Consider the following 22,868-nt stretch of genomic DNA (forward strand, 5'->3'; position numbering starts at 1 on the left):
CTTGACTTTCCTGCGGCTCCTGCCCTCTCTCCAGAGGGCAGGGTGGGGGCTTAATCTATGCCGTGCGCATTGACATTGCGGTCGATGCGGGCGAGCATGCCCTGCAGGGCCTTGCCCGGACCGCACTCGATGAACTCGTCGGCGCCGTCGGCGATCATGTTCTGCGCACTCTTCGTCCAGCGTACGCTCGAGGTGAGCTGTGCGATGAGGTTCTTCCGGATCTCGGCCGGATCGGTGTGCGGGAGGGCATCCACATTCTGATAGACAGGGCACTTCGGCGTGTTGAACTCCGTCGCCTCGATGGCTGCCTGCAGCTCGTCCTTGGCCGGCTGCATCAGCGGAGAGTGGAACGCACCGCCCACCTTCAGCGGCAATGCACGCTTGGCACCGGCAGCCTTCAGCAGTTCGCAGGCCTCCTCGATGCCTTCCTTCGAACCGGAGATGACCAGCTGGCCGGGGCAGTTGAAGTTGGCTGCCACGCAGACTTTCCCTTCCTTGGATACCGTTGCGCAGACTTCCTCCACCTTCTCGTCAGGCAGGCCGATGATGGCCGCCATCGTGCCCGGGTTCTTCTCGCAGGCCTTCTGCATGGCGTTGGCACGTGCCGCAACGAGTTTCAGTCCGTCCTCGAAGCTCAGCGCGCCGGCGGCGACCAGTGCGGAGAACTCGCCCAGAGAGTGGCCGGCCACCATGTCGGGTTTGAACGCATCGCCTAAGCAGAGGGCGGAGATGACGCTGTGGAGGAACACGGCAGGCTGCGTCACCTTGGTTTCCTTCAGCTGCTCGTCCGTTCCGGCAAACATGATGCCGGTTATCTTGAAGCCAAGAATCTCGTCTGCCTTGTCGAAAAGTTCCTTTGCCAGCGGGTTGCTCTCATAGAGTTCCTTGCCCATGCCGACAAACTGAGATCCCTGTCCTGGGAATACAAATGCTTTCATCTTTTGTCAATTGTTTAATTGTTAATACTCTACAGCGTGCAAAGATACAGAAAATAAAGCAGATAAAGAAGAAATCGTCCTGAAAAGCCCCTGCTTGTCCCTCACTTTACGAAGAGAATGCCCGACAGAAAGCCGTTCTCGTCCTTCTCTTCCTCGTAGCAGGTCAGACCCGTCAGGTACAGGCAGGTGTGCCGGCCGTAGAAAAGAGCCGGATGCTGTATGCGGCTTTCGTTCAGTTCCTTCAGCTTCGCAACCGGCATCCGGACAGTGTCGGCCGTCTTTCTGCCCCGGTACTGATAAGGTATCGTCACGCTCAAGGTGTCATGCTTGACGTAACACGGCAGGAAGCCCGTTTCATAATCATACCTGACCGTCCGGAAAGCGGCATATCCCTTCGGTATCTCCAATACACTGTCGGAGGCAGAACACTGGATGTTGAAGTAATACATATCGTTGACTGTCGTGAAGGAAGGTTCGCCGGAAAGAAAATCCTGCATCGGGACCGCCTTCGCATCAACGACCCTGCTGATGTCTGTTGTGTCATAATGGGTATAGAGATAGACGAGTTTGTCTTCAAGGAGCTGGGACTGCCCGTCCTCCGGACCCTCCCATATCTGTCTCAGCTCCGCATCCCGCATGGGGAAGTGACGGATGCCCTTCTTCTCCGCAAGGCTTCTGATGTCCCGGCACAGCTGGCCGCACGTGAACGAATAGACATTGTAAGGCAGGACCGAGAGGAGCAGCAGCACGCCGGCAAACGAGCCGCCTATCCACCACAGCCGTTTCGCCCTCGTCACACAGAGCCCTATGCAGACGGCATAGCACCAGACGTTGAACGCCAGCAGATAGACACGCAGCACCGACACGCCGTAGTCGCTGAAACGGCGGACGATGCCGATGGTCATCAGCACCAGCAGCGGCAGCACGGCAAGCGGCAGCCAGCGGAGGACCCTCCTGTCGAACCGTCTGTCTTCCGCCTGGAAACGGACAGGATAGAGCAGATGGACAACAATGACGGTAAGGAACATCAGCGCCGTTACCAGCCAGCTTACCCATCCGTCGGGCAGTGTCCATTCGAGGATGATCTTGAAGACGTAGAGATACAGCGTGGCGAGATAGGCGAAGAGCAGGGGGAGGAGCAGGAAATGGATGACGCCGTTCATGAACCTGTGCTGCATCCAGTCGCGGGGCGTACGGTTCTTTTCGGCCGAAGGTGTCTGCACGACGACCAGCGTGGGTGCCAGGAACACGAAGCAGAAGACCAGAAGATAAAGGAAATGGCTGTCGCTGACCTGGGCATCGAACAGATAGAGAAAAGACAGCACCAGCAGCTCCAGCCCCAGGAACAGGAGTCCCGAAACGGCTATGGCCAGCCCCGCACGCCCCAGGAATCCGATGGCAAAGCGGATGGCGGGCCGGTCGTCCCCCAGCCGGCGGAAAGGAACGATGAAGAGGCTCACCGCAACGGCCACGCAGCAGGCTATGCAGGCGGCCGTCATGGCACCGTCCAGCGGATAGTGGCAGGCGAAAAACGAGCAGACCGCAATCCACACGATGTTCGCCGACAGCATGACGACGTGCTGCCGGCCTCCCGCACGCCCCTCCATGAACAGATGGAGCATATAGGAGAGTACGATTCCGCCCAGGGTCAGCAGGTCGGCCAGGAAATCGATACAGGTATAATCGTCCCCCGGCATCTTCCCGCAGACGAACCAGAGATGCACCGTGGCAAGGACGATATACACGAAAGTAACCGGAAAGCGGCCGACCGTCTCCACAAGACGGCTGCTCCAGTCTGCAAGGCTTGGCTTCTTCAATGGTGTCATACGCTTTCAATGTTTCAGCACCGGCTTCCTGTCTGCCTGAAGGCAGGTGCGGAGCCGGACTTTGTGTTGATTCCGCAGCAAATTTACATAAAAACCTTGGTTTATGAGCCGATTGGGTAAGGAAACTGCTTTTCTTCAGAGGAAAGTCGGGTAAAGGAAGTGTTTTCCTTATTTAGATCCAAGATGATCATTCCCGATGAATGCGGTCCCGATCAGTCCGTTCTTTAATGGAGGCTGCGTTTTTCACCGGCGTACCTGCTCTGCACCCTGTAAATCCCGGTCTTCCGCTGAATGTATAGGCAGGGATTAGAAAACGGCTCTCCCTCCCTTCTCGCTTCCCCTCCTCCTCTCTTTCCCTCCAGTCCTCCCTTCCTCTCCGCACCGGAGCTGCCTCCTTCTCCGTGTCCTCCGTGTCTCTGTGTGAGCAGGATTCCCGGCGGGGCCGCTGTCGTATTCTCCGGCGGGCTGCCGGGAGCTCGGATACCGGCGGCCGGGAACTCGGGTACCGGCGGCCGGGAATCCTGTTCCCAACCGGTCGGGAACCGTGTTCCCGCCTGCCCGGGGACGTGCTCTGCCCTCCCGTCCGTTTCTTCCCCGCCGTGCCTCTTCCGCCGGAAAAGTGGCCGCCGTCCCTGAAAGGACGGGCCGTTTTGTGCCCTCTGTCTGAATTTTATTGTAACTTTGCACGCACAACGCATTTGCGATGAAGATACAGGATATACGGAAACTATACGCTATGCTGCCGCAGGCAGAAGCGGTACGGAAGGTACAGGAAGACGCGTCGGTGAAGACGGTTTTCCTGCAGGGACTCGTGGCGTCGGCGGCCCCGGTGTTCTTTGCATCGGTCGCTGAACGGTGGAAGGCGACGACCGTCTTCGTGCTGAACGACAGCGATGAGGCCGGCTATTTCTATAACGACCTCAGGACGGTCGCCATGCCGGAAGACGGCGAGGACAGGGTGGCGGATGTGCTCTTCTACCCCTCGGCCTACCGGCGCGCCGTGAAGTACGGGCAGCGCGATGCCGGCAACGAGATACTGCGGACGGAGGTGCTGACGCGGCTCTCCGCCCTGGCTTCGGAGAAGGAGCGCCCGCTGCCGCTCTTCATCGTGACCGAGCCGTCGGCCCTGGCGGAGCTGGTGGTGTCGAAGCGGCAGCTGGACGAACGGCGGCTGACGCTGGCCGTCGGACAGCACACCGGCATCGTAGAGGTGGAAAAGACCCTGCGGTCGTTCGGATTCAGCGAGACCGACTATGTCTACGAACCGGGGCAGTTCGCCGTGCGCGGCAGCATCATCGACGTGTATTCCTACTCGAACGAGCTGCCGTTCCGCATCGACTTCTTCGGCGACGACATCGAGACCGTCCGCACGTTCGAGGTGGAGACGCAGCTCTCTGACAGGAAACTGGAGCGGGTGGAGATCGTACCTGAACTGACGACGCTGTCGGAAGAGAAGGTGCCGTTCCTGCATTTCCTGCCGGAAGACGCCGTGCTGGCTTTCAAGGACTTCCTCTATGTGCGCGATGCCATAGACCGGATTTACCAGGAGGGGTTCACCTCGCAGGCCGTGACGGAGAAGCTGGAGGGAAAGACGGAGATGGAACAGCGCGAGCTGGAGCAGGCCTTCCGCCGGGAGGGACTGCTCGTCCCGGCCTCGCGCTGGATGAGCGACGCCCTGGACTTCCGCCGCATCGAGTTCGGCGCCGGCCGTTCCGTCCCCGAACCGGCCGGGAAGGGCGACGGCAGCCGGGCGGCGGTCGGCTTCGCCACCTCCCCGCAGCCCCTCTTCCACAAGAACTTCGACCTCCTGTCGAAGACCCTCCGCGACTACCTCCTCCAGGGGTACAGGCTCTACATCTTCGCCGACAGCGAGAAGCAGACGGCACGCCTGAGAGATATTTTCGACTCCCGGTCCGGCGGCGGTCCGGCGGCAGACTCCGAGAACCTGTCGGTGGCGGACGGCGTCGCCGCCTCTGCCGGGGCGAACGGGGGCTCCATCCCCTTCACCCCGGTCAACCGCACGCTGCACGAGGGCTTCGTCGACGGCACGCTGAAGGTATGCTTCTTCACCGACCACCAGATCTTCGACCGTTTCCACAAGTACAGCCTCAAGTCGGACAGGGCGCGTCAGGGCAAGATGGCCCTGACGATGAAAGAGCTTCAGGAGATGGAACCCGGCGACTTCCTCGTCCACGTGGACTTCGGCATCGGCCGGTTCGCCGGACTTGTCCGTGTGCCGGCCGGCGACTCCTACCAGGAGATGATCCGCCTCGTCTATCAGCACAACGACATCGTCGACGTGTCCATCCACTCGCTGTACAAGATCAGCAAGTACCGCCGCGGCGACACCGGCGAGCCGCCCCGCCTGTCGGTTCTCGGTTCGGGCGCATGGGACCGGCTGAAGGAGAAGGCGAAGAAGCGCATCAAGGACATCGCGCGCGACCTCATCCGCCTCTATGCCAGACGGCGGCGGGAGAAGGGGTTCGCCTTCTCGCCCGACTCGTTCATGCAGCACGAGCTGGAGGCTTCGTTCCTCTACGAGGACACCCCCGACCAGCTGAAGGCCACGCAGGAACTGAAGCAGGACATGGAGAGCGCACGCCCGATGGACCGCCTCGTCTGCGGCGACGTGGGCTTCGGCAAGACGGAGGTGGCCATCCGCGCCGCCTTCAAGGCCGCCGCCGACAACAAGCAGGTGGCGGTGCTCGTGCCCACGACCGTGCTGGCCTTCCAGCATTACCAGACGTTCCGGAAGCGGCTGAAGGACATGCCGGTGCGGGTAGACTACCTCTCACGGGCCCGCAGCCCGAAGCAGACCCGGCAGGTGCTGGCCGACCTGGCGGAGGGGAAGATCGACATCCTCGTCGGCACGCACAAGCTGATAGGGAAGTCCGTGAAGTGGCACGACCTCGGGCTGCTCATCATCGACGAGGAACAGAAGTTCGGCGTGGCGACAAAAGAGAAGCTGCGGCAGCTGAAGACGAACGTCGACACGCTCACCATGTCGGCGACGCCGATCCCGAGGACACTGCAGTTCTCGCTGATGGGGGCGCGCGACATGAGCATCATGCGCACGCCGCCGCCCAACCGCTATCCCATCCAGACCGAGATAGCCTCCTTCTCGCACGAGGTGATCGCCGACGCCGTCAACTTCGAGATGAGCCGCAACGGACAGATCTACTTCGTCAACGACCGGATCAGCAACCTGCAGGAGATCGCCGACCTCATCAGGAAGTACGTCCCCGACTGCCGAGTCGCCGTCGGGCACGGACAGATGAAGCCCGAGGAGCTGGAGGAGACCGTGATGGGGTTCATGAACTACGACTATGACGTGCTGCTCTCGACGACCATCGTGGAGAACGGCATCGACATCCCCAATGCCAATACCATCATCATCAACGACGCCCACCGCTTCGGACTCTCCGACCTGCACCAGATGCGCGGACGGGTGGGACGCTCCAACAAAAAGGCCTTCTGCTACCTGCTGGCGCCGCCGCTGGCCGCTCTGAACCCCGAGGCGCGCCGCCGGCTGGAGGCGCTGGAGACCTTCTCCGACCTCGGCAGCGGCTTCAACCTGGCCATGCAGGACCTTGACATCCGGGGGGCCGGCAACCTCCTGGGGGCGGAACAGAGCGGATTCATGGAGGACCTGGGCTACGAGACCTATCAGAAAATCCTCAGCCAGGCGGTGATGGAACTGAAGAACGACGAGTTCCAGGACCTTTATGCGGAGGAGATGGGCGAGGGGAAGCAGATCACGGGCGACGACTTCATCGACGACTGTGCCGTGGAGAGCGACCTCGAGATGTACTTCCCCGACAACTATGTGCCGGGCAGCTCGGAACGGATGCTGCTCTACCGGGAACTGGACAACATCGAGAAGGACAGCGACCTCGAGGCCTACCGCCGCCGGCTGCAGGACCGCTTCGGCCCCGTCCCGCGGCAGGGCGAGGAGCTGATGCAGGTCGTGGCCCTGCGCCGCGTGGGCAAGCGGCTGGGCTGCGAGAAGATCATCCTCAAGCAGGGACGGATGCAGATGCAGTTCGTGTCCAATCCCCGCAGCATGTACTATCAGAGTGCCGCCTTCGGCAAGGTGCTGGACTATATCGGGCAGCATCCCCGCCGCTGCAGCCTGAAAGAGAAGAACGGCAAGCGGTCGATGGTGGTCGGCGACGTGAAGACCGTGGAAGACGGCGTGAAGGTGTTGAGGGAGATCGAGAGCGGGACGCGCGCCCTGCCGTCCGCCGGATAGCGGTATTCTGTTCTGGCGGGTGTGTACAGCCTCCGGATAAGCACGGCCTGGAAAGTCATCGGACTTCTGGCAGACTGTGCAAGACGGGCAATGGGAGCAAGGGAACAGGTGGAAGCATTGTCAGTGTCTGAAAGGCGGAAGACAAGCGGAAGCCTGTGTCCTTGTTGCCCCGGGTATTTGAAACTTCAAAGGGAAAAACATACGAATACGGAATAAATTTATTAAATTTGCCCGAAAAAACAGAAACGTATGACACAGCCGCTACCCTCTTTGTTCGGGCAGAAACATTCAAGCCGTGATTACACGCAGAAGCGGAGCTGGGGAAAGAATATGTTCAACAGTTCGTTCCCTGCCTCTCTCATAGCTTATATGTATTCCCGGAACATCAAACCGGTCTATCTGAAAATAGACCGCAACTGCAAGGTCAGGCACGGGTATATAGCGGCTGACAAGCTCTTTGGCATTGACCCGCTCTCGGACAGCGCCTATTACAGCTACGAGGCAGAGTTTCCCTTTTATTCGACGCTTTACACCGGCCCGCGTGAGAAAATGGATCTTGTCATGATGAACAATGTCTCCAAAGAGGTTCTCTCGGGATTTGAGATAAAGCTTACTGCCATGCCCGACAATACCACCGCAGGGAAGAGGGAAGAAGAGTATAGCTGTGAGATCGTGGTGCGTCCGCCGACTGTCTGGAACATCGCCTGTAGTATCTGTTCAGCCTATGACACGGTAAACAGGCGAGAGAGACTGCGTAGGTTTCTCAATCGTGTCCCTATGATCAACAACTGGGCGGAGGCAGGTGAGGTGCTGCCGCATTTCGAGGAAATCAGACAGAGCATCCTCGACATCTGTTCTGACCTCTCGGCCAGGCAGAGGCCCCTTGTCATTCAGCCTGTATGGAAAACGGACGGCAAGAAGATGCGTCTCAAAGACGATTGCATGGATGTGTTTGTCTGGTCGAACCTCGCCGTCATACAGATGTGCGTCAAGGACGCTCCCGTCACGGAGATAGACCGTTCCGACCGTACCCTTGTCTGGATTTTCCGGATGTTGCTGGAGTATGTCGCCCATGGCTGTTTCGACTACCGGCGCATCGTGCGCTTGCAGTCTTACAGCCTGGCCAATGACAAGGCTTTCTCCATTCCCGGCAACCGTTCCTATCACTTTCTGAAATCGGAAGAGCAGCATCATCCGAGAATCCGGAAGGAGGAAATCAAGAACGTCATCCTTGGAGGGGGGCAGAACCTGCTGAGTCCGGAGAGGAGGTTTGATGCGGTCTTGGTAAACAGTCCCGATTTATTGAAGAATAATAGATGAAAGCAGTTGATTTGTTTTGCGGATGTGGAGGCTTGAGCCTGGGCTTCCAGCAGGCCGGATATAATGTCGTTGCAGCTTATGACAACTGGGATGCGGCGACCGATGTCTATCGCCTCAATTTCTCGCATCCTGTTCATAAAGCCGACCTGATGGATGCAGGCAAAGCATCGGAAAGCATTGCGCGGTATGCACCGGAAATAATCATAGGCGGGCCGCCGTGCCAGGATTACAGTTCGGCGGGAGGACGCAACGAGGAAGGCGGGCGTGCCATACTGACGGTGCGTTTTGCAGAGATTGTCGCTGCGGTACGCCCTGGATGGTTCGTCATGGAAAATGTATCCAACATCATGAAGTACGGCAAGGTCTTTGAAGCCATGCAGATACTTCACGATGCAGGGTATGGTCTGTCCTGCCATGTGCTCAATGCCGCCCTGTGCGGCGTCCCCCAGCGGCGCAAGCGTTTCTTCATGGTGGGACGGCTCGGTGCCGCCGATGGTTTTCTGGACAGGTATTTCATACGGCATCTTGCAGGCCGGGAAATGACGATGCGCGACTATTTCGGGGACAGGCTCGGCATTGATGCCTATTATCGTCATCCTCGCAGCTATGCCCGCCGGGGCGTGTTCAGCATGGACGAACCGTCGCCGACCGTCAGGGGCGTCAACCGTCCCATGCCTTCGGGTTATACACTTCATCACAATGATCCTGTCAAGACCCTCGACGGCATCCGTCCGCTTACGACGATGGAGCGTGCGGCAATACAGACTTTCCCGTCGGACTATCACTGGACGGGCAACAAGACGGCTGTGGAGCAGATGGTCGGCAATGCCGTTCCTGTAAGCCTGGCGGCTTATGTCGGTAATGCCATCAATGAATATATTGTTGAAAACGAGCAAAGGGCTGCCAGGCATGGAAAACAGGAACCGTCAATGAGGACACATGGACATATTGCCGTCTAAGGCATTCCGTGCGATTCTCCGTCTGCATCCCTGCCGGCCGTCTCTGCATGGGCAGGGATGATTCTGCGGAAATATGCGAATGAGAAAAGCCCCTTCCGCTACTCGGGCTGAGTAGCGGAAGGGGCTTTTCTCTGTTTTCCGGGGCCTGGCGGTCCTGCGGGGCGGAAGCTGTCAGGCTGCGGTTTCGCATTTGCCGTCTCGGCATCCCTGCCGGCACGTCCGGAAGTCCGGCCTGCCGGAGATGGCCGCGGAGGACGTTTACTGCTTCAGCTTCTCTGCCAGCACGTCCAGCAGTTTTGCCTCCCTGAGATCCATGGCGACGATCCTGCCTTCGGGATCCAGCAGGATGTTGGACGGGATGCTGCGGATGCCGTAGACGGCCCCGGCTGCCGACTGCCATCCCTTGAGGTCGGACATCTGCGGCCAGGTCATCCCCAGCTTCTCTACGGCAGCCGACCACTGCAGCTTGTTGCTGTCGAAGCTGACGCCGATGATTTCCAGCCCCTTGTCCTTGAAACGCTTGTAGGCTTCGACGACGTTCGGCATCTCCGCACGGCAGGGACCGCACCAGCTGGCCCAGAAGTCCACCAGCACATATTTCCCTTTGCCTGCCCACTGGCTCAGCTTCACCTGCTTTCCGTTGAGGTCGTCCATGGTGAGGTCCTTGTACAGGGATCCCGGCTGGCGCAGCTTGTAGGAGTCGAAGAGCTGTTTCACCTTCGTCATCTCCGGCTCGTTGTAGTAGCCGGTCCCGGGGTCGCAGAGTGCCTTGAGCTGGTCGTACTCCACGTCGTACATGATGTCCGCCACATACTTTGCCGGGAACCTGGTGTTCCGGAACTTCTCCACGATCTCCAGTACGGTGGCCTTCTGCACCTTGTCGAGGGAGTCGGCCTTCACCATGATCTCGTTCATCCGGGCCTTTTCCGCATCGGTGAATGTCGTGGGGTCCTTCTTTCCGAAAGCCTTGAAATCGGCTTCCAGCGTCTTATACTGTGCCTCGATCCGGGACATTTTCTGCTCGTAGGGTTTCGTGTCCTGCGCCTTGGCCGTCCATGCGGCGGCGGCCAGCAGGGTCATTAAAAAGATCTTTCTCATGTTCTTCCTTAAATTTAGTTCGATAATCTGATGAGGGTACAAAAGTAATGATTTTCCGCTTATCTCAAGGCCTTGTTATGTTTTTTTATGTGTTTTGTCCTGCCGGCCGGATAAAAATGCGTACCTTTGCAGCCGCTTAATTTCAACAGGGGTACTTGCTCAACCCCCTTCAACAAAACAAGACAATGACAAAGAACAGACAACAGGTGAGTGTGCTGTTTATGCTTTTCAGCATCCTCTTCTGCGTTTGCCTCATTGCGGCAAACATTCTCGAGACAAAGCAGATTTCAGTGGCAGGCATCTCCTTGACAGGCGGTCTGATCGTCTTCCCGATTTCCTACATCATCAACGACTGCGTCTGTGAGGTGTGGGGATTCCAGAAGGCGCGCCTGCTGATATGGACCGGATTCGCGATGAACTTCTTCTTCGTGACGATGGGTGCGCTGTGCGACTGGATTCCGGGTGCGCCTTACTGGACGAACGACGCCGGTTTCCATGCCATCTTCGGACTGGCCCCGCGGGTGGCGGCAGCCTCTTTCGTGGCGTTCATCGTGGGGTCGTTCGCCAATGCCTACGTGATGAGCCGGATGAAGATCCGCGACGAGGGCCGTCACTTCTCCTGGCGCGCCATCCTGAGTACGGTCGCCGGCGAGAGCTGCGACTCGGTCATCTTCTTCCCCCTGGCGCTGGGCGGCGTCGTGCCGGCCGAGGAACTCCCGAAGCTGATGCTGTGGCAGGTGCTCCTGAAGACCGTCTATGAAGTCATTGCCCTCCCGGTCACCATCCGCGTCGTGAAGGCGATGAAGGCGCATGAGGGGGAGGATGTCTACGACAATGACGTGAACTACAGCATCTGGAAGATATTTGCATTGAACTGAGGGACGCCAAGGGCGTTGGAGGGGCAGGCCGGCGGCTCTGGCCGCCCTGTCGTGCAGGAATCCGCTGCCGGCCTGCCCCCTTCGGCTCCTTGACTACCCCGGATTCCTCACACCCCTCCCTCCCTTCCCGGGCGGCCGCCGATTCCTTTGAATCCCCCCACCGCCCAACTCCTATAACTCCTGAAACAGATGGAAAGAAACGAAGAAGGTCTGAAGTCCTTGGGGACGAAGACCGCATACAAGACGGACTATGCACCCGAAGTGCTGGAGACTTTCGCCAACAGACATCCCGGGAACGACTACTGGGTACGGTTCAACTGTCCGGAGTTCACGAGCCTCTGTCCGATTACCGGGCAGCCCGACTTCGCCGAGATCCGCATCTCCTATGTCCCCGATGTCCGCATGGTGGAGAGCAAGAGCCTGAAACTCTACCTCTTCAGCTTCCGCAATCACGGCGACTTCCACGAAGACTGCGTGAACATCATCATGAAGGACCTCATCCGGCTGATGGATCCCAAGTATATTGAGGTGACGGGACTGTTTACTCCCCGCGGCGGCATCAGCATCTACCCGTACGCCAACTACGGCCGCAAGGGTACGAAGTACGAGAAGCTGGCCGAACAGCGGTTTGTGGATCACGTGTAGCCGGAGCTGTCTGGTGCGGAGACTGTCTGCCGGACGGCAGCAGCCGCGCATCGCATGGTCGGGAATGCACCAGAAAAATCCCTTTGGAAATTTGTATATATTATATATATTTGCAGTGGATTAAAAGCAAAGTCTATGGAAACAGCCGTATTACCCAACAGAAGAAAGGTCATAGACCTGAAAGGCGACACTTTCCGTTCCCTCTCTCTAATGGCAGCGAACAAGGGGACGAACCTGAAGCGTCTCATCGAGGGGCTTCTCGACAGAGTGGCGGAAGACTATGACGACAGCAAAGCATATACGTGGCTGGTAGAAAACCGTCCTGACGGACAGGTATTCTTGAACGAAGAGGAAAAGAAAGACTTTGAAAACTGGCTTGGGGTATGAAAGTCGAATATTCAAAGGACTTCGAGCGTACCGTCAGGAAACCCCCTTTTGCAAGAACTTCCATTTATCCTTTGATGTCTTTGCCTTTGTTATCTCCTGCAAGTCCATGTTACAATCAAATACAATATACTTTCCCATGGATGTCTTTGCCTTTATTTTCGGGTCTTCCGTTCAATGCGCGGATGCTTTTCGTATAGCTTTGACGGGAGAACCGGCGTGGGTCGTTCAACGAAAACATAGCGAGGCTGTCAACTGCCTGTTCTGTCATCATCCTCCGATGCAAAGACCTTTTCAATTTAATATGTCGGGAATACAGACAGGATTTTGAAAAACCATTACACCGTTTCGGACAGATCATCTGCGAAAATGAAAAACACGTGTAAAAAGCAGGTTCGTAACCAGCAGTCAGTCAATGGGTTATTGAGCCGTTCGGAAAAGGTGCCTGATTGGACTTCAAAAGGGCGTTGGTAACGGCTCAAAAGAGCACCGGTTGCAAGTCAATCAGGCATCTTTTAGAAGCTAAAAGAGCATGTGCCAGCTTTGGACTGCATAAAAATGTTTACAAACGCCATTGGATGTCTGTAAAAGACGGAAAGACATGCTGATGGACAGACATCGTATCAATCTGCCTTTTCTGCATTTTATCCTGTAGTCTATCTTCCTTTGTAAGGCCATCTGACCTTGGATAATCCCACCCTGCAAGCGCATGAGCCTTTATTCCATTTCCCATCTGCGCATTTAACGGAAGAACCATGAAAAAAGACCCTTCCGGCACTCGCTTTTGAGTACCGGAAGGGTCTTTTCCTGTTCGGGGAGGAGCTGTCTGCGGCCGGTGGCCGGCACATTGCCCGGCAATGGCGCCGCCTTCAGGCGGATGCCGCATCTGCCGTTCTGAAGGGGCGGATGCCCCGTCAGAGGCAGTGCCGTCCCCCCTTATTTGTTCTCGGCATCGATGGCCTTGATCTTCTGCTTCACTTCCTCCATGTCGTCCTTGAGCTTCTGGATGCGGCGGTTCATCTCGTCGATGAGGCTGTTCCCTTTCTTTGAACTGATGTTGAGGAATCCGAGGTTGTTCTCGTAGGTGTTCACCTCCTGTTTCAGCTGTTCAAACCGGCGCATGAGCCTGCCCCGCTCGTTGTCGAGGGCGTCAGCTCCCCGGTCGGCCACCTTCTTGAGGTTGTTGCGGAAGTTGTCCATGCGTCTGCGTGCGGCAGTCACATGGAGGTCTTTGTACAGTCTGTCCAGCACCTCATGGTATTCCTTGTAGAGCTTGTCCTTCTCCTTGTAGGGTACATGGCCGATCTTGCCGTACTGTTCGGTCAGCTGCTGTACCTTCTCCTGGAGGTCGTCGCCTGCATCCTCGAGGAGCTGCTGCAAGCGGGCGATGATGTCACGCTTCCTGTTCAGGTTCTCGTGTTCCTCGTTGCGTGTGCCGGCGTGTACGGCGTTGCGTGCCTCGAAGAAATGGTTGCAGGCCGTCAGGAAGTCGTGCCACAGCTGGTCGCCCAGCTTCTTGGGCACCATGCCGATGGTCTTCCATTCTTTCTGCAGGGCGATGAGCTTGTCGGAGGTCGCCTTCCAGTCCGTGGAGTCGGTCAGCGCCTGCGCCTTCTCCACGAGCGCCTTCTTCTTCTCCGCATTCTCGGCGAACTGTGCCTTGAGCTGCTTGAAGAACTCTCCTTTTCGTCCGAAGAAATCGTCGCAGGCGGCGCGGAAGCGTTCGAAGATCTTGACGTTCATCTTCTGCGGGGCGAAGCCGATGGTCTTCCATTCCTGCTGGACGGCGATGATCTCCTTGGTGTGCTTCTCCCAGTCGGCCGAGGTCTTGTTCTCCTGTCTGGCGATCTCCTCGACCTTCTCGCAGAGTGCGGTCTTCTTCGTGAGGTTCTCCTCCTCACGGCTCCGCAGTTCCTCGAAGTGCTGCTGGTGGCGTTTGTTGATGACGGTGCTGGCGGCCTTGAAGCGTGCCCAGATCTGTTCGCGGAGTTCTTTGGCGACAGGCCCCGTCTCCCGGTATTCCTGGTGCAGCTCCTGCAGCTGGTGGAAGGCGCTGATGACATCCGGCTCGTCGGCCAGTTTCTCCGCCGCCTCGCAGAGGCGGGTTTTCTTCTCGAGGTTCTTCTTGAAGTCGTATTCGCGCGCCTCCCGGTTGAGGTTCAGCAGGTCGTAGAACTGCTCGACGTAGAGCTGGTAGTTCCGCCACAGTTCGTTCGCTTTCTCTGCCGGCACCATCTTGATTTCTTTCCATTCCTGCTGCAGCTTCTTGAGCTGGTCGAAGTTCTTGTTGGCTTCCTCGGGTGTCGTCACCATCGCCTTGATCTGTTCGATGATGCCCTCCTTCCTCTTGAGGTTCTGCTGTTTCTCCTCTTCGAGGGCGAGGAACGCTTTCTGGCGTTTCTCCTTGATGATGGTCATCTCGGCCTTGAAGGTCTCTTCGTCCTCGTCGGGCAGCACCTGGAATTTCTCCGGGTCGCCTCCGTCTTCGAGGTAGGCCTTCTGCTGTGCTTCCCGCTCGGCGAAGTGCAGCTTGTAGAAGGCCGTCTTGAGATGGTCCACTTCGGCCTTTTCGGGTGTCTCGTCGCTGCCGGCGATTTCCTTCAGGCGTTCTATGATTTCCTTCTTGGAACCGTATGCCTTCGCCGCGGGGTTTTCCTTCCCGTCTTCAGGTTGTGTTTCAACTGGCTGGTCCTGGCTTTCATCAGCCGTGTCAGCCTGTCCGTTCTGTGCCCCGGCCTCTTCTGCGGCTGCGGGTCTGGCAACTTCTTCAGACAGTTTAGCTTCTTCCGTACCCTGGTTCAGGGCATTCTCTTGAGAGTCCATCATTTCACTTGTTGTTTGTGATTCGGGTTTTTCCGCATTTAAGGTTTCCGGCTGCTGCGCGAAAGCGCAGCAGTCGTCCACCATCTTATATATCAACTGCAAACTTATATAAAAAGTTTGAAAATACCTAATATTACGTTGATTTTTTTCGTTTCTTCGTTCTAAAGCAGGCGTTTGCGGCGCAGGAACCACCAGGAGGCGGCTGAGACGACCACCGACATCAGCAGTGCGATGGGGAATCCCCAGGAGTAGGTTTCCATGCCGTTGATGAGGTTCATTCCGAAGAGGGAGGAGATGAGCGTCGGCAGCATCATCACGATGGAGACCGAGGTCAGCGTCCGCATCACGGTGTTCATGTTGTTGTTGATGATGCTCGAATAGGTGTCCATGGTGGATTCGAGGATGTCCGAGTAGATGCTCGTCGTCTCCCTGGCCTGCGACATCTCGATGTTCACGTCTTCGATCAGGTCGGCATCCAGCTCGTCTACCTGCAGTTTGAACTTCAGTTTCGCCAGCAGGTTCTCGTTGCCCCGGATGGAAGTAATGAAGTAGGTGAGCGAGTCCTGCAGCCGGCTCAGTCCGACCAGGCTCTCGTTGTCCACTCCCTTGTCCAGGTTGCGCTTGGCTTTCTCTATCAGGGTGTTGATCTGCTTCAGCCGTTTCAGGTACCACACGGCGGACGACAGGAAGAGGCGGAAGATCAGGTCGACGTAGTCGGTGAATCCCTCCCCCCGTTTCTGCTGGTAGCTGACGAAGTCGAGCATCATGTTGGTCTCGAAGTTGCACACCGTGATCGTCACGTCCTTCTTGTGGATGATGCCCAGCGGCACGGTGGTGTAGGGGGTGCGCGAGCGTATCTCCTTCACGTAGGGGATACGGAGGATGATCAGCATCCATCCGTCGTCGTACTCGTAACGTGCACGCTCGTCGGTATCGCTGATGTCCGAGAGGAAGTAATCGGGGATGTGGAAGGTGTCTTCAAGCTCCTGCTGGTCCTGCTCTGTCGGGCAGGTCACCTGAATCCAGCAATTCGGCTGCCATTCCTTAATGACATTCAGGTTTCCGTTGATGTTCCAGTATGTCTTCATTTTGCTAATCTCCAAAGTTAGGGATGGTGTGGGGATCAGCAGCTCACGGTTGCGGTCCTCACGCCTACAGATTGAAATTCTCCGCGTGATAATCGTCCATTTATAATGAAGTATTGGTTTGTGACTGCAAAATTAGACAAAAAAAACGGTTGGGGCAAACAAACGCATAAGTTTTTCGCAGGGGGAGGATTCTTAAGGCTTCTGGGGGGAGGGTAGGCGGGGATAAGCGGTGATAGGCGGGGATGTGCGGGGGAAGGCGGTGATAGGCGTTGATAAAAAAAAGTACCAGGCCGGAACGGCCTGGTACTTTTATGATAGGTGATGGGGCAGGATTACTTGCCTTCCTCCATTTTCTTCTTCAGGTCGGCCAGTACGCCGAGGTCGCCGAGAGAGGTGCCGGCAGCGATGTTGTTGATGGCTGCTGTCTCGTTCTTCTGCGGCTTGTTGCTGTTGCGCTGGCGGCGCGGTTCGTCCTTCACCTCCTCGAACGTGCGGGAGTGGGAGAGGATGATGCGCTTGGTGTCCTTGACGAACTCGATGACCATGAACGGCAGTACCTCGCCCAGCTGTGCCTGCGTGCCGTCCTTCTTGACGAGGTGCTTCGGCGTGGCGAAGCCCTCACCGCCTTCGTTCAGCGTGATGACGGCGCCCTTGTCCATGGACTCGGTGATCTTGCCCTCGTGAACGGAGCCCGGCGTGTAGATGCGCTCGTACTCGTCCCAAGGATTGGTCTCGAGCTGCTTGTGGCCGAGGCTCAGACGGCGGTTCTCCTTGTCTATCTCGAGTACGATGACGTCGATGTCGGCACCCTGTGTGGTGAACTCTGAAGGATGCTTTACCTTCTTCGTCCAGGAGAGGTCGCTGATGTGGATCAGGCCGTCGACGCCTTCCTCAAGCTCTACGAAGATACCGAAGTTGGTGAAGTTGCGTACCTTTGCCGTGTGCTTCGAGCCTACCGGGTACTTCACCTCGATGGTCTCCCACGGGTCTTCCTTGAGCTGCTTGATGCCGAGCGACATCTTGCGCTCCTCGCGGTCGAGGGTCAGGATGACAGCCTCTACCTCGTCGCCCACCTTCAGGAACTCCTGTGCGGAACGCAGGTGCTGGCTCCAGCTCATCTCGGATACGTGGATCAGGCCCTCTACGCCCGGCTGGATCTCGACGAATGCGCCGTAGTCGGCCATGACGACAACCTTGCCCTTGACGTGGTCGCCCACCTTGAGGTTCGGGTCGAGCGAATCCCATGGGTGCGGTGTGAGCTGCTTCAGGCCGAGTGCGATGCGCTTCTTCTCCTCGTCGAAGTCGAGGATGACGACGTTGATCTTCTGGTCGAGCGAAACGACTTCATGCGGATCGCTTACGCGGCCCCATGACAGGTCGGTGATGTGTACGAGTCCGTCGACACCGCCGAGGTCGACGAATACACCGTAGGAAGTGATGTTCTTGACGGTACCCTCGAGGATCTGTCCCTTCTCCAGGTGGGAGATGATTTCCTTGCGCTGTGCCTCCAGCTCGGCCTCGATGAGTGCCTTGTGTGAAACGACTACGTTGCGGAACTCCTGGTTGATCTTGACCACCTTGAACTCCATGGTCTTGCCGACGAATACGTCGTAGTCGCGTATAGGATGAACGTCGATCTGGCTGCCGGGAAGGAAGGCTTCGATGCCGAACACGTCAACGATCATGCCGCCCTTGGTGCGGCTCTTGATGTAGCCCTGGATGACCTCGTCGTTCTCCAGTGCCTTGTTGATGTTCTCCCAGCTCTTCTGCAGGCGTGCCTTCTTGTGGGAGAGGACGAGCTGTCCGCGCTTGTCCTCCTGGTTCTCTACATAGACCTCGACCTTGTCGCCGGGCTTGAGCTCCGGGTTGTAGCGGAACTCGGAAGCGGGGATGATGCCGTCGCTCTTGTAGCCGATGTTGACGACTACTTCCTTCTTGTCGACCGAAATGACAGTCCCTTCAACTACCTGGTGTTCCTGGATCTTGTTGAGCGTCTCGTCGTATGCCTTGGTGAGGTCGTCCTTGCTGGCCTCGTTCTTGGCACCGTTCTCGAACTCGTCCCAGTTGAAGTCAGCTAAAGGCTGTACATTCTGGACGTCTTTGAAATTTGTCATAAAGTGTTTAAAAAATAATTGAATTAATAAAGTTCGACTTTATATTGCCTGTGAAATGGGCTGAAACGGCCCAAGTCGGCTGCAAAGTTACGAATAATATTCTGAACGTCAACGTTCTTGCCGGGCTTTTTTTGTCTTTTTCTTCCTGTGCCCGAAGATGTCGCCCAGGTTGTTGAAGTCTTTTTTCAGGATCAGTCCTATGCCCTGCGTGGTCAGCGAGTTGCGGGTGAAATAGCGGTCGTTGGTCTGGTTGTAGACGCGGAAGGCGACGTTGCCGCTCGGGAAGAGGAGGTAGCGGATGTCGAAGTCGCCGATGAACGACGCCTTGTCCTTCGCCACGTTGTTGCGGTAGCCGAACTGTCCGTTGAAGAGGAGGCGGTTGTTGAACATGCTTCCCGAGAGCATTCCCTCGTATTCGGCGTTGTCGAATCCCTCGTTGCCGGTGGCGATGTTCGCGCCGAAGTTCCAGTTGTTGTCCTTCACGACGTTGGACAGCACGGTGTTGATCTGCTGCGAGAGCGTCCCCGAGAGGAGGCTCTGCATGGCGAGCGCCGCGCCGCTGTGTTCCTCGTTCTTCTGCGCCGTGCTGTTGTTGTTGGTCTGCGGATAGAAGCGTCCCACGGCGAGGAGGTAGAGCACCTGCTGGTTGAGCTCCTGTTCGGAGTTGAGGACGGAGCGCACCATCTGCTGCGCGTCGGGCGAGAGGGAGGGGAGGTCGAGCCCGAAGGTGACGGCCGGCGCGCCCGGTGTCCCCCCGATGTCCAGCAGGCAGTTCACCTTCGTGTTGTTGCCCGAGAAGGTGCTGCCCAGCCCGAGGTCGCCCAGCGGGACGGAGTTGATGATGTAGCTGGCCTTCAGGTTCAGGGCGGCGTTGAACGGGTCGCCGCCGAAGGCGATGGTCGAGCCGGGCTGGAAGACGAACTGCTTCTTGATGATGTCCTGGATGGTGAGGTTGTATTGTCCCCGTCCGACGTTGTAGTTCCCGTAGAGCTGGAAGGCCCCCTTATTATAATAGGTGGCGCGGATGATTCCCGATCCGTTCAGGCGGATGTTGTCGCCCGTCGTCTCGTCGAGCAGCACGCCGAGGGTGAGGTCGGGGGTGGTGTGCAGGAGGAAGTTCATGCGCAGGTCGCTCGGGATGTCGTCATATCCCGGGAGGACGACCGCCGCCTTTTCCGGGCTTCCGGCGGCATCGGCCGTTGCGGCGTCCGGCAGTCCGGTGCTGTCCTTGGGCAGTCCGGTCCACCGGATGAAGTTGTTCGGCCCCGCATCGCCGGCCGCGGCGGCATCGTAGGTGAGGCGGGTGTTCTTCTCCGGCGTGAGTTCTATGTCCATCGTCGTCTCTCCCGGGCCGCCCTTTATGCGGCAGTCGCCGGTCCCGTAGACGACTCCCCAGAACGTCTCCTTTCCCTGTTTCTTCGGGTAGTTGTAGGCCAGGAGATTCTTCGCCTCGATGTTGATGTCGTAGGTGAGGTGTCGCAGGCTGTTGTGGTGCAGTCCGCCGGTGACGATGCCGATGTGCGACTGCGGGTCCGTGAGGGTGTCCCTGTCGAAGAGGATTTCGTCCGGGATCATGCGGATGCGTGCGTTGCGCAGGGTGTAGACGGCTCCCGCCGGCTTGACGAAGACGCTGCCGCAGGCCTCCATGTCGCCTTCGAGGTTGACGTTGCTGAGCGGCCCGACGACCTTGCACCATCCGTTCGCCCGCACCTGGATCCGGTCCATGAACGACCCGCAGAAGCTCCGGAGGAAGTAGAGGTGGGTGTCGTGGGCGTAGACGGGCAGGTTGATGTAGCTGTTGCGGAGGTCCACGTAGCCCTTGATGTCCGTGCGGGCGTCGCCGTCGTCGGCCCGTGCGTCGATGTGGATTCTTCCGTCGCGGCCGTTGTATCCGACGCTGGCGGTGAGCGTGCCCATGTCGCCTTTCTCGAACTGGAAGCCGTTGACCTTGAGGCGGGCCTCCATCTGCGGGCGGTGGAAGAACGACCTGACGGAGGCCGTCCCTGTCGCCGTCCCCGAGAAGCTGACGCTGTGGAAGTTGACGAGGTTGAGGACATACGGGATGTCGATCTCCCTGAACCTGATGAGGATGGAGTCCTCGGGGTTGCCGGAGGTCTGTCCGTTGACGATGATGTGCTGGTTGCGGTTCGACAGTTCGAAATGGTCGATCATGAGCCTGTTCCGGTGGCAGGAGAGGTCGGACGGCTGCACCTGCAGGGCGATGGAATCGAAGTGGATGGTCGAGGGGTTGAAGTGCAGGCGGGTCTCCAGTCCGCCCCGGCGGCGTTCGAAGGCGGCGGTGCTGCTGATGTGTCCGCGGACCGGCGACGGCCCCGGCAGCTGGAAGTCGATGTCCGAGTCGATGCGGTTTCCGGCGATGTGTCCCTGTGCCGTCATGCGGACGTGCGGCCCTGTCCCGCCTTCCCGTTCGGCGGAGAGGACGGCATGCAGCCCCTGCGGCCGGCTGCCGACATCCAGCAGCAGGTGGCGGAGGCGCTGTCCGGCGCAGGTGAGGTCGGGTGCGTCGACGTGCAGGTCCAGGCCGTTGTGCCGTTCGTCCACCTTTCCCTCCACCCGGACGGGGCGGGATGCGTCGAGCGGTGTCCGCAGCAGGCGGTTGAGCATCCGTGTGTCGTCCAGCTGCAGGGAGAAGGCGTAGGCCGCCCGCCCCTTTGCGATGCTGTACTCCGGACGGGGGTAGACGATCCCGGGGAGATAGTGCCCCAGCACCCGGAGGAGGCTCTGCGGCAGCGTCGCCGGGTCGTACTGTCCTGCCAGGTGCGCCTCGCCGAAGTCAGTGCGTACGTCGAGCGACCTGCCGAGGAGGCCGTTGTCCGCCGTCGCCTCCAGCCGGTCGAGGGCGATGTCCTGCCCCTCGCCTGCCAGATTGAATCCGCTGACGGCGAGGCTTCCGGTCAGGTCGTCGAGACCGGTCCCCTGCCCTTTGATCACGGATCTGAACGACAGGGTGCGGTCGCCCAGTGCGTCCGTCAGCTGCAGACGGTGCAGGTTGACGGCCCGGGCGTCGACCGTGAGGTCGGCCTTCAGCTTTCCTTTCCGGTGCAGGAAGGCGAGGAGGTTGGCGGCCCTGCCGTCGATGGCGAGGCTGCCGTTCGGGTCGTCTATCGATGCCTTCCCGCTGAAGGCATCCCCGGCGTAGACACCGTCCAGCCGGATGTTGCGGTAGGTATAGCCTTTGTAGCGGAACGACCGTATGTCGCCCTTCGCAAGGAGGCGGGAGAGGTCGGTGCTCCCCTCCGCCAGCAGGTCGGCGCTGACCTGCCCGAAGTCGGGATTGTCAAGCACTTTCGCCATGTCGAATCCCTGTGTGCGGACGCTCGCCCGGACGTTCTTCCCCTGTACGGCGGCCGTCAGCCGGATGTCGCCGGCTCCTGTCCTGAGCAGTCCCTTTGCGCTGTATCTGCCTGTGGCATGGGCGAAAGAGCCGTGGTAGAAGATGCCGCCGAGGGACTCCAGCGGCTTCGGCAGCGGCTGCCGGAGCGCCTGTGCGATGCGTAGGATCATGGGGCGGCTGATGCGCAGCGGCGTAAAGGAAATGTCCCATGCGGGGCGGGTGTCGAGATGCCGTATCCGTCCTTTCGCCCTGACCTGTGTGGCCAGTGTCCTGTCGGCGACGGAAAGGCTTTCTATGCGGAGCGAGCGGCGCGTGCCCTGTGCCTCCAGGGAGGCTTCGCAGGCGGTCGTGAAAGGGCGTAGGGCGGGCAGGAGAGCGGCGAAGTCGGCCGGCGTGACGGTCGCCTTGAAGCCCCTGACGGCATAGTGCAGCGTGCTGCCGTCAGGCCGTCCCCTTTTCATGCGGTAGTCGGCCGACAGTTCCTTCAGGGCGATGCGGCTGGCGGGAGTCTCGAGGCGGAAGCCGTGCAGCGAGGCATGGCGGCGGTCGGCCTTCAGGCCGAACGTCAGCTGCCGCACCTCCAGGCCTGCCGCTTCCCTGAACGCCAACGTACAAAGGTCGGCCCACAGGCTGGTGTCCTTCAGCTCGTGGAGGACGAGATAGGCCGAGATGCCGCTCACGTCGATGTGGTCCGGATTCAGCCGGCCGGGCGTGCGGGGGGCATCCAGCCGGTCGTAGCGGATGCTTCCGTGGCGGACGACAAGGCTGTTGATGGAGAGGCGGAGCGGGGTATGGGCGGTGGTGTCTTTCGAGGCCAGCGAGTCCAGGGCGAACTGGAAGTTGGGGCGGGCGTTGCGGCCCGTCTTGTAGAAATCCGCCTTCAGGCCGAATACCTGTGCCGACGAGATGTCGATCTCTCCCGTGCGCAGCAGGTGCCAGAGGTCGACCTTCGCTCCGATGCGCGAGGCGGAGAGCATCCGCTTCTTCTGCTGGTCGTAGATGAGGACATCGTCCAGCACGAAGCGGTTGAAAACGCCCAGGTCGATACGTCCTACACGCACCTCCGTGCCCAGCTTCCGGCCTGCCGCACCGGCCGCCTTGCGGGCGAGGAAGTCCTGTACTGCCGGCAGGTGCAGCAGTACGATGGCGGAGAGGTAGAGACCTGCCACGGTCCATACCATCCACCGG

At 58.7% G+C, this 22,868-nt stretch carries 13 protein-coding genes; 6 read left to right on the forward strand and 7 right to left on the reverse strand.

The features are described 5' to 3' along the window. Positions 1-50 precede the first annotated feature (50 nt). Both fabD and HMPREF9141_RS03340 read right to left on the reverse strand, forming a co-directional pair. Positions 51-938 carry an ACP S-malonyltransferase gene (gene fabD, locus HMPREF9141_RS03335; RefSeq protein ID WP_004353593.1) on the reverse strand — a complete coding sequence of 296 codons (888 nt, stop codon included), beginning with the start codon at positions 936-938 and terminating at the stop codon, positions 51-53. Between the two features lie 101 nt (positions 939-1,039). Beyond that, positions 1,040-2,764: a DUF4153 domain-containing protein gene (locus tag HMPREF9141_RS03340; RefSeq protein ID WP_007367070.1), complete on the reverse strand. Its 1,725-nt coding sequence runs from the start codon at positions 2,762-2,764 to the stop codon at positions 1,040-1,042. A 703-nt stretch (positions 2,765-3,467) separates the two neighbouring features. Here HMPREF9141_RS03340 and mfd point away from each other — a divergent pair. The 3 genes from mfd (at position 3,468) to HMPREF9141_RS03360 (ending at position 9,295) form a co-directional block, all read left to right on the forward strand. Continuing rightward, on the forward strand, positions 3,468-7,016 hold the full coding sequence (mfd, locus tag HMPREF9141_RS03350; RefSeq protein ID WP_007367072.1) for a transcription-repair coupling factor: 3,549 nt from the start codon (positions 3,468-3,470) through the stop codon (positions 7,014-7,016). Between the two features lie 249 nt (positions 7,017-7,265). Beyond that, the gene (locus tag HMPREF9141_RS03355; protein WP_007367074.1) at positions 7,266-8,336 is read left to right on the forward strand and encodes a HindVP family restriction endonuclease; all 1,071 of its coding nucleotides are present in this window, start codon (positions 7,266-7,268) and stop codon (positions 8,334-8,336) included. Next, on the forward strand, positions 8,333-9,295 hold the full coding sequence (locus tag HMPREF9141_RS03360) for a DNA cytosine methyltransferase (protein WP_007367075.1): 963 nt from the start codon (positions 8,333-8,335) through the stop codon (positions 9,293-9,295). Before HMPREF9141_RS03355 ends, HMPREF9141_RS03360 begins: the two co-directional genes overlap by 4 nt. Positions 9,296-9,553: 258 nt before the next feature. On the opposite strand, the gene HMPREF9141_RS03365 is transcribed toward HMPREF9141_RS03360, so the two are convergent. After that, positions 9,554-10,393: a peroxiredoxin family protein gene (locus HMPREF9141_RS03365; RefSeq protein ID WP_040554187.1), complete on the reverse strand. Its 840-nt coding sequence runs from the start codon at positions 10,391-10,393 to the stop codon at positions 9,554-9,556. A gap of 185 nt (positions 10,394-10,578) precedes the next feature. Here HMPREF9141_RS03365 and HMPREF9141_RS03370 point away from each other — a divergent pair, with 185 nt between their 5' ends. From HMPREF9141_RS03370 to HMPREF9141_RS03380, 3 genes are all read left to right on the forward strand, one after another. Beyond that, positions 10,579-11,271 (forward strand): queuosine precursor transporter, encoded by a 693-nt coding sequence (locus HMPREF9141_RS03370; RefSeq protein WP_007367077.1) that lies wholly within the window; start codon positions 10,579-10,581, stop codon positions 11,269-11,271. Positions 11,272-11,460: 189 nt separating this feature from the next. Next, complete coding sequence (queF, locus tag HMPREF9141_RS03375; protein ID WP_007367078.1) at positions 11,461-11,916, forward strand: preQ(1) synthase; 456 nt, start codon at positions 11,461-11,463, stop codon at positions 11,914-11,916. A gap of 135 nt (positions 11,917-12,051) precedes the next feature. Continuing rightward, positions 12,052-12,303, forward strand: a complete 252-nt coding sequence (locus HMPREF9141_RS03380; RefSeq protein WP_040554188.1) for a hypothetical protein — start codon at positions 12,052-12,054, stop codon at positions 12,301-12,303. A gap of 933 nt (positions 12,304-13,236) precedes the next feature. Here HMPREF9141_RS03380 and HMPREF9141_RS03385 read toward each other — a convergent pair. The 4 genes from HMPREF9141_RS03385 to HMPREF9141_RS03400 all read right to left on the reverse strand — a co-directional run bounded on the left by HMPREF9141_RS03385 (position 13,237) and on the right by HMPREF9141_RS03400 (position 22,861). Beyond that, a complete protein-coding gene (locus HMPREF9141_RS03385; protein ID WP_040554426.1) occupies positions 13,237-15,126 on the reverse strand; it encodes a DUF349 domain-containing protein in 1,890 nt (629 codons plus the stop codon). 158 nt (positions 15,127-15,284) lie between these two features. Then, a complete protein-coding gene (locus tag HMPREF9141_RS03390) occupies positions 15,285-16,211 on the reverse strand; it encodes a magnesium transporter CorA family protein (protein ID WP_007367083.1) in 927 nt (308 codons plus the stop codon). Between the two features lie 332 nt (positions 16,212-16,543). Further along, a complete protein-coding gene (gene rpsA, locus HMPREF9141_RS03395; RefSeq protein WP_007367084.1) occupies positions 16,544-18,325 on the reverse strand; it encodes a 30S ribosomal protein S1 in 1,782 nt (593 codons plus the stop codon). Between the two features lie 108 nt (positions 18,326-18,433). Further along, positions 18,434-22,861 carry a translocation/assembly module TamB domain-containing protein gene (locus HMPREF9141_RS03400; protein WP_007367085.1) on the reverse strand — a complete coding sequence of 1,476 codons (4,428 nt, stop codon included), beginning with the start codon at positions 22,859-22,861 and terminating at the stop codon, positions 18,434-18,436. Positions 22,862-22,868 lie beyond the last annotated feature (7 nt).

It is taken from the genome of Prevotella multiformis DSM 16608, from assembly GCF_000191065.1.
In the GTDB taxonomy this organism is placed as follows: domain Bacteria; phylum Bacteroidota; class Bacteroidia; order Bacteroidales; family Bacteroidaceae; genus Prevotella; species Prevotella multiformis.

Coding starts and splice junctions, on each gene's coding strand:
- fabD (WP_004353593.1), bottom strand. CDS start 938: ATGAAAGCATTTGTATTCCCAGGACAGGGATCTCAGTTTGTCGGCATG.
- HMPREF9141_RS03340 (WP_007367070.1), bottom strand. CDS start 2,764: ATGACACCATTGAAGAAGCCAAGCCTTGCAGACTGGAGCAGCCGTCTT.
- mfd (WP_007367072.1), top strand. CDS start 3,468: ATGAAGATACAGGATATACGGAAACTATACGCTATGCTGCCGCAGGCA.
- HMPREF9141_RS03355 (WP_007367074.1), top strand. CDS start 7,266: ATGACACAGCCGCTACCCTCTTTGTTCGGGCAGAAACATTCAAGCCGT.
- HMPREF9141_RS03360 (WP_007367075.1), top strand. CDS start 8,333: ATGAAAGCAGTTGATTTGTTTTGCGGATGTGGAGGCTTGAGCCTGGGC.
- HMPREF9141_RS03365 (WP_040554187.1), bottom strand. CDS start 10,393: ATGAGAAAGATCTTTTTAATGACCCTGCTGGCCGCCGCCGCATGGACG.
- HMPREF9141_RS03370 (WP_007367077.1), top strand. CDS start 10,579: ATGACAAAGAACAGACAACAGGTGAGTGTGCTGTTTATGCTTTTCAGC.
- queF (WP_007367078.1), top strand. CDS start 11,461: ATGGAAAGAAACGAAGAAGGTCTGAAGTCCTTGGGGACGAAGACCGCA.
- HMPREF9141_RS03380 (WP_040554188.1), top strand. CDS start 12,052: ATGGAAACAGCCGTATTACCCAACAGAAGAAAGGTCATAGACCTGAAA.
- HMPREF9141_RS03385 (WP_040554426.1), bottom strand. CDS start 15,126: ATGATGGACTCTCAAGAGAATGCCCTGAACCAGGGTACGGAAGAAGCT.
- HMPREF9141_RS03390 (WP_007367083.1), bottom strand. CDS start 16,211: ATGAAGACATACTGGAACATCAACGGAAACCTGAATGTCATTAAGGAA.
- rpsA (WP_007367084.1), bottom strand. CDS start 18,325: ATGACAAATTTCAAAGACGTCCAGAATGTACAGCCTTTAGCTGACTTC.
- HMPREF9141_RS03400 (WP_007367085.1), bottom strand. CDS start 22,861: ATGGTATGGACCGTGGCAGGTCTCTACCTCTCCGCCATCGTACTGCTG.